Genomic DNA, 12,139 nt, shown 5'->3' with positions numbered 1-12,139 from the left:
TTTATTAAAAACATTGGGGGTGTTTATTCATGAAGACAAAAAAATTAATGTCGGCTGTTTTAGCAGTTACATTAATGGCCTCGGGGCTAATGGTGGGATGTGATAAAAAATCTGGAGATAAAGGAGGAAGCTCAAGCAAGGCTAAGATGGATAAGGAGCACAGGGCAAACGCATATGATTTTTTGGCGCTAGCCCTTTTATTTTGTTGAAATAATGCTTATAATTTAAATTGTACAAAAGATAGAAAGGAAGATTATTATTAAACCAAACATGTTTGATATTGAAAGTATAATATTTGATGCATTTAATGAGGTCGAAGACCCACGAGGCGATAACAAGAGACATAAATTTATAGATATAATCGGTATAGCACTATGTGCTGTAACCAGTGGAATGGAATCTTATAATGAAATTGAAGAATTTGGAGAGTCAAGTGAAGAGTGGCTAAAGCAATATTTTGAGTTACCTAATGGAATTCCTTCACATGATACATTCAATAGGGTATTTTCCCAAATAAATCCTAAACAATTTCAAAAATGTTTTAATGAATTAATGAAGAATTTAGCTGAATTAGTAAATGGAGAAGTAGTATCTATAGATGGTAAAACAGTGAGAGGATCATCTTGTAATAGTTCAAATCAAAAATCAATTCATATGGTTAGTGCTTGGGCAAATCAGAATCAGGTAGTTTTAGGGCAAATCAAAACAGATGATAAATCAAATGAAATCACAGCAATTCCAAAATTAATTGAACTATTAGAATTAAAAGATACTATTGTTACAATTGATGCTATGGGAACTCAAAAGAAAATAGCAGAAGTTATTATAGAAAAAGAGGCTGACTATGTGTTGGCATTAAAAGAAAATCAGAAAACTCTTCATGACAATGTTGAATTATTTTTTGACTCTATATTGAGATATAAAAGTACAGATATAAAAGTACAAACCCATACTACTCATGATAAAGATCATGGGAGAATTGAAGCACGAAAATACTTTTTAGTTAATGAAATTTCATGGCTAGATAATAAAGAAGACTGGAGAAACATTCAATCTATAGGTATGGTTGAAAGAAAACGAATTGTAGGAGATAAAGAAACTTTTGAGCGAAGCTACTATATAACAAGTTTAGAGTCTATAGAGTTATTCTCAAATGCAGTTAGGCAACATTGGGGTATAGAAAATAAGCTCCATTGGGTTTTAGACGTATCTTTTAATGAGGATAAATGTAGAGCTAGAAAAGATAATTCAGCTGAAAATTTGGCTGTCTTACGACATTTAGCCTTAAATCTACTTAGACAAGAAAAAACTTTAAAGAAAAGTTTAAATATAAAAAAAGTTAAATGTGCATTAGATAAAAAATATCTAGAAAAAGTTATTTTCGACCCTCTACGAGGTAAAGAATAAAGAATATTAAAATACCACTAGGGAAAGTCTATGAATAGTTTTTTCAATATTCACTTTATTTATAGTAGCTCATTTATTTTACATATTTTATAAAAACGCATCTTTATATTGAAAGAAATACAATATAAAGATGCGTTTGCCCTGATAAGGAGCAGTATATCAATTGCAATTTAGGAGCGGAACCTAAAACATTGGATCCATCTAAAGGTACAGATATATATGCTTCACAAATATTGACAGAAACCGTAGAGGGACTTACTAGACTTGAACAAGAAAATGGAAAGGATGTAGTTAAAGCAGCAGGAGCAGAAAAGTGGGAACATAATGAAGAAGGAACAGTTTGGAAGTTTTACTTAAGAGACTACAAGTGGTCAGATGGTAAAAAAGTAACTGCTGAGGATTTTGTTTATTCAGTTAAAAGAACACTAGATCCTAAAACTGGAGCTCCTTATGCTAACTTATTATATGTTATCAAAAATGGAGCAGCTATAAATAAAGGTAAAGCGGCAGTAGATACTTTAGGGATGAAGGCATTAGATGAGAAAACTTTAGAGATAACTCTTGAAAAACCTTGCCCATATTTTTTCCAAATAACTTATAACAAAACTTTTCTACCACAAAGAAAAGATATGGTTGAAAAATATGGAGATAAATATGGTTCAGGACCAGAAACTATGGCATATTGTGGCCCATTTACAATAAAGAGCTGGACTCATAATAGTGAGATGGTGTTAGAAAAAAATGATAAATACTGGGATGAAAAATCTGTAAAGTTAGAAAAGGCTAACATGAAAATTATAAAAGATGAATCAGCAATGTATAATTCACTTTACAATGGAGCATTAGATTTCAGTGGTGCATCTAAAAAAGAGTGGATTGAAAAGTTTGATAAGACCGGTAAATTTAACAACATAAAGGGATATAAACCAATTTCAGATTATATATTCTTTAATACTAAGAATGAACTATTTAAAAATGCAAACGTTAGAAAAGCGTTTTCTATAGGTGTTACAAGAGATGACTTATGTAACGTTATATTTAAAGGACGTCAAAAACCAGCTTATGGTTGGGTGCCACCAACAGTTTTAGTAAATGACAAAGAATTCAGAGAAGAGGCCGAGGAACCAATTCAAAATTTAATAAAGGAAAATGCAGATCCAAAAGCATTATTGGCAAAAGGATTAAAGGAACTTGGAATGAATCCAGATCCATCTAAATTAACAGTTACATTTTTGCAATCAGGTACTGATCAATGGTATAGAACATATGCAGAATACTTACAAGATATGTATAAAAAAACATTAGGCATAACATTAAAGGCAGAATATGTTGAATGGCCAGTATTCCAAAAGAAAACTGATGATGGGCAATTTGAAATAGCAAGTATGACTATGTCGGGAGATTATAATGATCCAAACACTTTCTTTGATGGATTTATATCTGCTACAGCATATATTCCAACTTTTTGGAAAAATGCAGAATATGACAAACTAACTACAGAAGCTCAAAATACTATGGACGTAGCTAAAAGACTTGAAAATTATAAAAAAGCTGAAAAGATATTGCTTTATGATGAAGCTGCTATAGCTCCAACAGGATTCCCAACAAGGAATACCTATGTATATAAATATGTAAAGAATTTAATGACCCCACTATTTGGAAGTACTGAGCTAAAATATGCTTATACAGAAGGTAGAAGCAAATAGTAGTAAATAACAAATATTGACAAAAATCGGTAGGTGACAGTCACCTACCGATTTTTTTTTGGAAAAATGTCACAATAGTAGACAGTTTTTATGACTGGTGGTAGAATGTTAATTATAGGTATATACATATAAATGTCTATGAACAGCTATATACAAGTGGTTATATAAGTGAATGAGAATGCCGTAATGTTTATAGCATAAAAATGGTGAATTCGATGATTATTTATAACAAAAAACGTTAGTTAGAGGAGATGGAGATGTGAAAAAGAAGAGTAAGGCTTTAAAAATAATATTAACAGTAGTTTTAGTTGCTGTAGTCTTTTTAGGTGGAGTTTTTGGATATATTTACTCTAGAATAAAAAATGTTAAAAAAGTAGATTTGGTAAAGGATCCAGTAGAGTTGGCGGTAAATGAAGAAGCTGAGAAAAAATCTAAACTTAATGGTATTACTAATATAGCTTTTTTTGGTATAGATACTAGAGAAAAAGGTGGAGCAGGTCGTTCAGATTCAATAATGGTTGTTACGTTGGATGGTAAAAATAACAAGATAAAAATTTCTTCTATAATGAGAGATACATATGTAGATATAGATGGATATGGTAAAACTAAACTTAATCATGCGTATGCTTATGGAGGACCTAAACTTGCGATAAAGACTATAAATGAAAATTTTGGTCTTAATATAAAAGATTTTGCAACAGTAGATTTCTTTGAATTAGCGGATATTATTGATAGTTTAGGCGGTGTAGAAATAAATGTTGAAAGTGATGAAGTGAAATTAATAAATAGTCATGTTGTTGAAGTGGAAAAAGTAACAAAAAAATCTGCAGGAAAAGTACAAAATCCAGGTAAGCAAACACTATCAGGAGCTCAAGCTGTAGCATATTGTAGAATAAGGCATACTAGTGGTGGAGATTATAGAAGAACTGAAAGGCAAAGGACGGTACTTAATGCAATAATTAATAAGGCTTTAAAGATGAATAAGAAGGAGCTATTAGGTATAATTCCAGATATGGCATCAAAAGTGCAAACTAGCATGAGTACAGGTGAAATAATGAAATTAGCTACTCAGGTAGTAACTTCTAATATAACTTATGTAGAACAAAAAAGATTTCCTTTTGAAGAACATTCCAAAGGTCAAATGATAAATAGTATATGGTATTTAGTTACAGACATACCAGCCACAAAAAAAGCAATGAATGAATTCATTTTTCAATAGAGGTGCCTGGCACCTGACGATTGATGAGAGATTTTGTAGAAAAATTTTAAAAAGTCTAGTGATGTAGCAAATCACTGGATTTTTTTTTGTTATTATGTACATTTTATTTTTATCAATAAAAGATATCTTTTTAAATCAGTATATTTTAATTAGTGAAAATAATGTTTAATAATTTTGTATTATGACAATAATTATTTATAATGATATAAATTATAAAATGTAAATTAAAGAACATTGATGCTAGTATATAAATTGCATAATATAAATTGCTAATGAGAATTACTAATTACCAATACAGGTTATAAATATAAATTAAAAGTAAATTTATAAATTAAAGCGGTTATTTAATAAATGTTGTGTAACATGTTGTACAACATTAAATGGTAAATCTTCAATTCGTAATATACAATTTATACACTAAATCTACATAGGTTCTTGGATAAATATTGATTGTAATAACACCCTAAAACCGTATTATTTCGTTAAAAAATTTTGGGATGAGTTTCAAATTACGAATTTAAATGGTAAATATATGTTATTGGCTTGATTTATCTATTTGTATATAATTACTATAATTAATGGAAAACACATCAAATGAAATAAAATATGTATTTACGGCATATTACCAAACGGCATATATAAAACGGCCATTAAAGTATTAAAAATAAAATTTAATTAAGTAGTGCATCAAGTAAAATAAATATATTAATATTATTTAGAAAGGAGAAGAATATGGGAAGAAAAGGGTTGATATGGTATCCAGGAGCGATATACCACATAACCACAAGGGGAAATCGCAAAAGTAATATTTTTATGAAGAAATTAGATTATATAATTTACTTAAATATATTAAAGGAAGCATTAGAAAAGTATAAAGGTACATTATATTGTTACTGTTTGATGACAAACCATGTACATTTGTTAATACAAACAGGAGAAATAATAATTAGTCAAATTATGAAAAAAACAAATGAAACATATGCTAAATATTTTAACAATAACTATAATTTGGTGGGACATTTGTTTCAAGAAAGATATGGGTGGAAAATTGTGCAGGGTGAAAAATATATTTTAGATGCCAGTAAATATATACATCTGAATCCAGTAAAAGCTAAAATAGTAGAAAAACCAGAGGAATATATTTGGAGTAGTTATGCTATGTATATAGGTGAAAAAAAAGAAAAGCTCATACATTCTAATAGGATACTCTCTTTTTTTACAGAGAAAAATTGTAGAGAAGAGTATAAACAATGGTGCCAGGCACCTACCGAAAAATGTCGATAGGTGCCTGGCATATGTCGATTATTTTTTCTTTGGTAAGAATACAGTAAATATAGTACCTACATCTTCGTAGCTTTCCACGGTTATTCTTCCACTATTTTTATGAACGATAGATTTAACAATAGGAAGACCGTGACCATGATCATCACCTTCTTTTGTGGAAAAACCCACTTGGAAAAGTTTACTTTGAACCTCTTCTGAAATAATTGGAGAGGAATTTGTTATGGATATGGTGTATTCTGCATCCGTTTGGCATATGGAAATAGACAGAATTTTTTCTTCAGCCTCGGAGTTTTCTAGTTCATATATAGCATTGTCAATTAAGTTAAATAGAATTTTACATAAGTCCAATGAAGGTATTTTTATATTTTCTAAGTAAGAATCTATGTATAGTTCAACTGTAATTCCGCTATTTTCTGCTATAGCATATTTTCTATAAAGAAGCGCTGCCACTTCTACATTTTTAATTTTTGATATGGAAAATACTTCATTAGTTTTTCCACATATATTAAAAGTGTATTCTAAGGCTTTTTCTGGCTTGCCTAATTGAATTAATCCAGATATAACACTTAGATGATTTTGAAAGTCATGTTTCTGTCCACGTAAGGCCTCGATTACTTCTTTAGAATTATTTAATTCTTTTATTGATTCCCTTTCCTCTTTTATTATATTCATAATAAAATAAAGGCATATAAAAGAACAAAAGCTCAGTATTAACATTATTAGCCAAATGCTTATAGGATATTTGAAACTTGAAGAACTAATATTTTCCCAAATTAGTATAGCATTATTGGATACAAATAAAACTATTAAATTTTGAATTAGAATTAAAGCGATGAGGATATACGCTTTAGAATTTGAATTCATAAAAATCATCCTCACAATCATTTTATTTATTTAAGTTTATTATAGTTTTCTTAGTTGAGTAGTTTATAAAAAATGAAATTATTAAGAAACAGTGGGATATAAAAAATGCAATAATTGCTAAACCAAACTTCTTGTATAACCTTGGTATAATTCCCTTTAAAAGTGGTATAAAAATACCTTCACCCAAAAGTACTAATGCCAAACTTATTAATATAGAAATAATTGATTTTAATAAGGATATTTTAAGAAATAATGTTAAATACAATATAATTATTATCATGATTATGAATGTATGGGAGCCTAGTGGAATTTTATTATTTAAATAGATAATTCTAATAAAGTACAGAATTATTCCATTAACTAAGCTAGTTTTTAAAAGAGTCTTAAAATTTAAGTAAATACCCAAAAAACTTAAACCAGTACCTATTACAAAAAAACATTCAATAATAGAACCTATAAAAATTTCCAATTTAATCATAATAAAGCTCCCACTTAAGAATATCTATTAAAATTTAAAATCCATAATAGAATAAAATTATATTATAAAAGTAATATAGTCTTCTAAAGTTAAAATTAATATATAATTATTAAATACTTAATGTTTAATAATTAATATATGTGTATAATTTTATGCATTAAATATACCATTACGTAGTATACTAATATACATATAATAATAGCATAAAAATCTATTGTTATCCACATAAAACAACAAATGTATTCAAAAAATGCAATAATTATATAAATAATATGATATTTTTGTTAAAAATTTTGGATTTTTAATAATAATCTTTTTGATAATATGAATTTATCTTAGGAATAACAATTAAAATGCTCTTTAAAGTCAAAAGCTAGCTTTGTTTTTTCAGCTAAGGTACATGAAAAGAAATAACAAGTCAAAGATGCTGGCATACTTTGTGTGAGACAAGGAAGTGGGTTACGGCGCTAGGAGTACTATCATTGGATTTTGATGACGCAGTATGACGCAAAACTAGCATACTGACTTGTTATTTATTTGAATGTGCCTAAGTAAAGGAGCTATACAAAATTATAGATTTTAAATTTTACTTAAGAGGTAGATAAAAATTAGAAAATAAAATAAGAGGAGCAATTTCTGATCCTCTTTATAGTAATTAATTTCGTTCTTCGTTATGATTACCTTTAGGTTCTATATCATTGTATATAAAATCATGAAGACTATTTTTAGTTTCTTCTATATCAGTAACTAGATACCAAATTCCGTTTATTTTCTTCCCATCACTACTGGAATCTAAAGGAAATCTAGCTTGCTTAACATTTGTAATATTTGAAATAAGAACATCTTTTCCAATAGACATAATTTCATTAGAATCTAAATTTGTTTCTACAAGAGGAAGAAACTTAGATATTAATGATGGATATTCTAATTTGTTCTTGTTCTTTACTTTATCAATAATAGCATTTAATACTGCTCTTTGTCTTAAAGTTCTTTCATAGTCGCCGCCAGCGGTGGAACGAATCCTAGCATAGGAAACAGCTTGTCTTCCATTTAGCACTTGAACTCCGGAATTTGTAAGAGTTGGTACAGAATCGTGAAGTATTTTTGAAGTTTCTCCCATGAATTTATTTATATATTTGATTTCATTTGGTTTTACGTCAATTTGTACTCCGCCTAGTATATCTACTATTTTTTCTAGGTTAAAGAAATCCACTGTAGCATATTTTTTTATGTTTAAATCAAAATTATTGTTAAGCGTCCACAAAGCTAGCTCTGGACCTCCATAAGCATAGGCATGAGTAATTTTAGTTTTATCATGACCTTTAACTTCAACAAAAGTGTCTCTCATTACGGATGAAAGCTTTATGTCTTTATGCTTTTCATCTATGGTTAATACCACTATGCAATCAGAGTGTTTAGGGTCGTTTTTTTCTCTTGTATCTACTCCAAATAGAGCTATATTGATAATGTCGTCCTTTGCTTTTTCAGTTGCAACCTTCTTTATCCCCAAATCAGAATCTTTTTGAGATATTTCTTTTTTATTTACTTTACTAAACAAATTGTGAGTATACAAATAAGCGCAGGATCCAACTATAATTAGCACTATTGGAAGCATTATGAGTATTTTCTTAAATATACTTCCAGATTTATTTTTAGTTTTGTTTTGTTTTCTTGTCAATTTTTATCCATAAGATAAATTTATAAAATTATTTACAATTTATATATCTTATGGTACCTCCTTTCATAAGTACTTATTTTAATAAAACATTTCAAATTATATCACTGAGAGATGGATTAGTTATGACAAAAAAGTAACATAAAGTTTAAATAAGTTTAAATAAGTTGTAAATTTATTATGAAGAAAAAGACGTGAATTTTCTATAATGTAGATATAGAGTGTTACTACAGTGGATAAATTCTTATGATATTCAACTTTTGCAGTTTAAAATAAAAATTTAAAGTTGGAAATTTAAGGATAAAGTTTCTTTAAAAGTTCTTAATAAAATAGGCTGCTGCATTAAAAAAATTATATTCTGTTTTCTAGTGAATATGATAAATAATAAGGTTTTATAAATTCCATAGAAAATTAGATGTTTTTATCAACTGAACTCTGAAATAAGGTACATGAAAAGAAATAACAAGTTAACTATGCTGGTATATTTTGTGTTAGACAAGGAAACTGGTTCCGCCTTTGGTAGGACTATCGGCGGGTTTTGATTGCACGGTATGACGCAAAATAGACTAGCATATTGACTTGTTATTTATTTGAGTGTGCCTAAGTTAATAATTGCTTTATAATAATGAAATTAAAAAAACATATTGAATTAATAGAGTATATTGTTTATGATTTATTTGGAATATAAAATAATAACATACTATAATACTAAAAAGAAGGAATGTACATATGAGGCGAATAAATGGAGTTTTTTATGCAATGCTTTCTGCAGCAGCATTTGGAGTTATGCCTATACTTGCTAAGATTGCTTATAAGGGGGGAGTTAATGCTGTAACTGTTTTAGCATTTAGATTTTTATTTGCAGCAATAATGATATTTCCGCTTATGATAGTCAAAAAAATAAGCTTTGAAATAAATAAAAAGGAATTAAGAGATGTATTTATATTTGGTGGTGGAAGTTATGCAGTAGGGTGTCTTACTTTATTTTTAGCATACAATTATATGTCTGTTGGACTAGCTACCACTATGCACTTTATATATCCTATAGTAGTGACAATTATTTCTGTAATATTCTTCAAAGAAAAACTAAAAAAACCAAAAATATTTGCACTTATTTTCTCATGTATAGGCATATATTTATTGGTAGGAGGAGGAAAAGAAAATTTAGCTCCTGTAGGAGTATTCTTTGCTATTATTTCAGGAATATTTTATTCTTTTTATATAATATCAGCTGGTCATAGCTCTATAGGAAAGATGGATGTGTTTTGCGCAACCTTTTATCTATCTATTGCATCTTCATCTATACTTTTCATAAGTGCTATATGTACAGGCAGTCTTGTTACAGCAATAAAAGCTCAATCCATAGTAGCTATTTTAGGGATTTCATTTATATCTACAGTTATAGCACTCATGGCTTTTTTAAAAGGTGTTAAGATAATAGGAGCGTCTAATGCAGCAGTGTTAAGCACTTTAGAACCTATAGTTAGTCTTATTTTAGGAGTAATAATTTTAAAAGAAAAACTTACTCCAATTATTATATTTGGAAGTATACTAATACTTATTTCAGTGGTTATAATAACATTAGGAGAGAAGTAATATAGCTATCTAGTTTAATAGTTCACTAGTATGCTAGAGGAAAAAGGTGGGAAACCGCTAATTATATAAAGAGGTGATATAAAAATGAGTAGAGTATTAGAAAATTTAAATCCAAAAGAAGTATTTTTATATTTTGAAGAGCTTACCAAAATACCTAGAGGTTCAGGAGATGAAAAAAGAGTAAGTGACTACTTAGTTAGTTTTGCTAAAGAAAATAATTTAGAAGTAATTCAAGATGAAACTTTAAATGTAATAATAAAGAAACCTGCTACAAAGGGATATGAAAATGCTCCAACAGTTGTTATTCAAGGACACATGGACATGGTGTGTGCTAAGGAACCAGGTTTAGAACATGATTTTAAAAAGGAGCCACTAAAGATTAAAGTAGATGGAGATTTTGTAAGAGCAGAAGGAACTACCTTAGGAGCTGATGATGGAATTGCAGTGGCTTATGGACTTGCAGTACTTGCATCTTCAGATATTCCTCATCCACCAATAGAATTATTAGTTACTACGGATGAGGAAACTGGTATGGGTGGAGCGCAAGGATTAAACCCAGCTGATATTAGTGGAAGATTACTTTTAAATATAGACTCAGAAGAAGAAGGAAAACTTCTTGTAAGCTGTGCCGGTGGACTTAGAGATAAAATAATTCTTCCAGTGAAATTTGAAAAGGTGGAAGGTTTAAAGACTGTAGAAGTTAAGGTACATGGATTAAAGGGTGGACACTCAGGAATGGAAATAAATAAGGGAAGAGGAAATGCAAACAAGTTAATGGGTAGATTTTTAAATGACCTTATGAATTCTATGGATCTAAAAGTAGCGTCTATAAATGGAGGAGAAAAAGATAATGCTATTCCAAGGCAAAATGTAGCTGTAATTCTAATTAAAGAAGAAGAAATGGATGCTTTACAGCAAAAAGTTAATCAATGGACAGAAAGATTTAAGACAGAACTGGAAAATGCAGATAAGGATGTAGTCATAAGTTTAACTACTTCTAATAAAAATGTGGAAAAAGTATTTTCAAGAGATACTTTAGAGAAAGCTATAAATATATTACTTTTAATACCAAATTCAGTACAAACTATGAGCATGGCTATAGAAGGACTTGTAGAAAGTTCAAGTAATATAGGTGTAGTAAATACTTTAGCGGATTCCATAGAATTTATAAGTGCTACTAGAAGTTCTGTAGATTCACTAAAAGAAGAAATACACCAAAGAGCAGCTGCTATAGCTAAAGCTTACGGAGCTAAAATAGAAACTTTTGCACCATATCCAGCATGGCAATACAAAGCAGATTCAAAATTAAGAGAAATATGTGTAGAAGCTTATGAAGGAATATATGGAGAAAAGCCAGAAATAGCAGCTATACATGCAGGGCTTGAGTGTGGATTATTCTCAGGAAAATTCCATGACATGGATATGATATCCTTTGGACCAAACATGTATGATGTTCACACACCAAAAGAACACATAAGCATATCTTCTACAGAAAGAGTTTGGAAATACTTATTAGAAATACTTAAGAGAGTTAGATAATGATTAATCTACAATAAAGTACAATGTGTTGGAATTATGAAATTTCTCCTCCATGACTTGCATAAGAGCTCGAAACAATAAATTTAATAAATTCTAATTTTTTAGCCATATAAAATTATCTAGCGCACACATTTGGCGTCCTGCCTCAGGTTTCCTAGCCTGGTGTCCTTTAAAGGCTTACGATAATTTTATTTGTCTAAAAGAAGAATTTCTAAAATTAAATTTAGAAAGCTTCCTTTGCTTCTTATGTCAGTTATTACAGAGAAATTTCATAATTCAAGTAATGTAATGATTTTTGTGGGATAATAAGAGAATAATTAAAAATTAAGAGTTAATAACTCAACTTTGGCAAGTAAAGTTCAAGCTCTACA

At 29.1% G+C, this 12,139-nt stretch carries 10 protein-coding genes; 7 read left to right on the top strand and 3 right to left on the bottom strand.

All coding sequences use genetic code 11. From position 1 onward, the window contains the following. Nucleotides 1-29: 29 nt before the first annotated feature. The 5 genes from CC89_RS09485 (at nt 30) to CC89_RS09465 (ending at nt 5,616) form a co-directional block, all read left to right on the top strand. Entirely contained in the window at nt 30-209 is a 180-nt protein-coding gene (locus tag CC89_RS09485; RefSeq protein ID WP_035291599.1) for a hypothetical protein, read from the top strand. A 61-nt stretch (nt 210-270) separates the two neighbouring features. Further along, nucleotides 271-1,407 carry an ISAs1 family transposase gene (locus CC89_RS09480; RefSeq protein WP_035289540.1) on the top strand — a complete coding sequence of 379 codons (1,137 nt, stop codon included), beginning with the start codon at nt 271-273 and terminating at the stop codon, nt 1,405-1,407. A gap of 191 nt (nt 1,408-1,598) precedes the next feature. Further along, nucleotides 1,599-3,113 (top strand): peptide ABC transporter substrate-binding protein, encoded by a 1,515-nt coding sequence (locus CC89_RS09475; RefSeq protein ID WP_051931661.1) that lies wholly within the window; start codon nt 1,599-1,601, stop codon nt 3,111-3,113. Between the two features lie 259 nt (nt 3,114-3,372). Next, nucleotides 3,373-4,332, top strand: a complete 960-nt coding sequence (locus CC89_RS09470; RefSeq protein WP_035291598.1) for an LCP family protein — start codon at nt 3,373-3,375, stop codon at nt 4,330-4,332. A 732-nt stretch (nt 4,333-5,064) separates the two neighbouring features. Next, nucleotides 5,065-5,616 (top strand): transposase, encoded by a 552-nt coding sequence (locus CC89_RS09465; protein ID WP_035291596.1) that lies wholly within the window; start codon nt 5,065-5,067, stop codon nt 5,614-5,616. 18 nt (nt 5,617-5,634) lie between these two features. Here CC89_RS09465 and CC89_RS09460 read toward each other — a convergent pair whose 3' ends face one another. The 3 genes from CC89_RS09460 to CC89_RS09450 all read right to left on the bottom strand — a co-directional run bounded on the left by CC89_RS09460 (nt 5,635) and on the right by CC89_RS09450 (nt 8,636). Further along, a complete protein-coding gene (locus CC89_RS09460) occupies nt 5,635-6,288 on the bottom strand; it encodes a sensor histidine kinase (protein WP_185750728.1) in 654 nt (217 codons plus the stop codon). Between the two features lie 214 nt (nt 6,289-6,502). Beyond that, entirely contained in the window at nt 6,503-6,958 is a 456-nt protein-coding gene (locus tag CC89_RS09455; RefSeq protein ID WP_035291593.1) for a hypothetical protein, read from the bottom strand. A gap of 655 nt (nt 6,959-7,613) precedes the next feature. Beyond that, nucleotides 7,614-8,636, bottom strand: a complete 1,023-nt coding sequence (locus CC89_RS09450) for an LCP family protein (RefSeq protein WP_185750727.1) — start codon at nt 8,634-8,636, stop codon at nt 7,614-7,616. A 726-nt stretch (nt 8,637-9,362) separates the two neighbouring features. On the opposite strand from CC89_RS09450, the gene CC89_RS09445 reads away from it, so the two are divergent. Both CC89_RS09445 and CC89_RS09440 read left to right on the top strand, forming a co-directional pair. Next, the gene (locus tag CC89_RS09445) at nt 9,363-10,229 is read left to right on the top strand and encodes a DMT family transporter (RefSeq protein WP_035291592.1); all 867 of its coding nucleotides are present in this window, start codon (nt 9,363-9,365) and stop codon (nt 10,227-10,229) included. 84 nt (nt 10,230-10,313) lie between these two features. Further along, nucleotides 10,314-11,768 (top strand): aminoacyl-histidine dipeptidase, encoded by a 1,455-nt coding sequence (locus tag CC89_RS09440; RefSeq protein WP_035291591.1) that lies wholly within the window; start codon nt 10,314-10,316, stop codon nt 11,766-11,768. Nucleotides 11,769-12,139: the final 371 nt, after the last annotated feature.

The organism is Clostridium sp. KNHs214, assembly GCF_000744935.1.
Classification (GTDB): Bacteria; Bacillota; Clostridia; order Clostridiales; family Clostridiaceae; genus Haloimpatiens.
This window is presented reverse-complemented; position numbering and strand designations above follow the sequence as displayed.

Coding starts and splice junctions, on each gene's coding strand:
- CC89_RS09485 (WP_035291599.1), top strand. CDS start 30: ATGAAGACAAAAAAATTAATGTCGGCTGTTTTAGCAGTTACATTAATG.
- CC89_RS09480 (WP_035289540.1), top strand. CDS start 271: ATGTTTGATATTGAAAGTATAATATTTGATGCATTTAATGAGGTCGAA.
- CC89_RS09465 (WP_035291596.1), top strand. CDS start 5,065: ATGGGAAGAAAAGGGTTGATATGGTATCCAGGAGCGATATACCACATA.
- CC89_RS09460 (WP_185750728.1), bottom strand. CDS start 6,288: ATGAATATAATAAAAGAGGAAAGGGAATCAATAAAAGAATTAAATAAT.
- CC89_RS09455 (WP_035291593.1), bottom strand. CDS start 6,958: ATGATTAAATTGGAAATTTTTATAGGTTCTATTATTGAATGTTTTTTT.
- CC89_RS09445 (WP_035291592.1), top strand. CDS start 9,363: ATGAGGCGAATAAATGGAGTTTTTTATGCAATGCTTTCTGCAGCAGCA.
- CC89_RS09440 (WP_035291591.1), top strand. CDS start 10,314: ATGAGTAGAGTATTAGAAAATTTAAATCCAAAAGAAGTATTTTTATAT.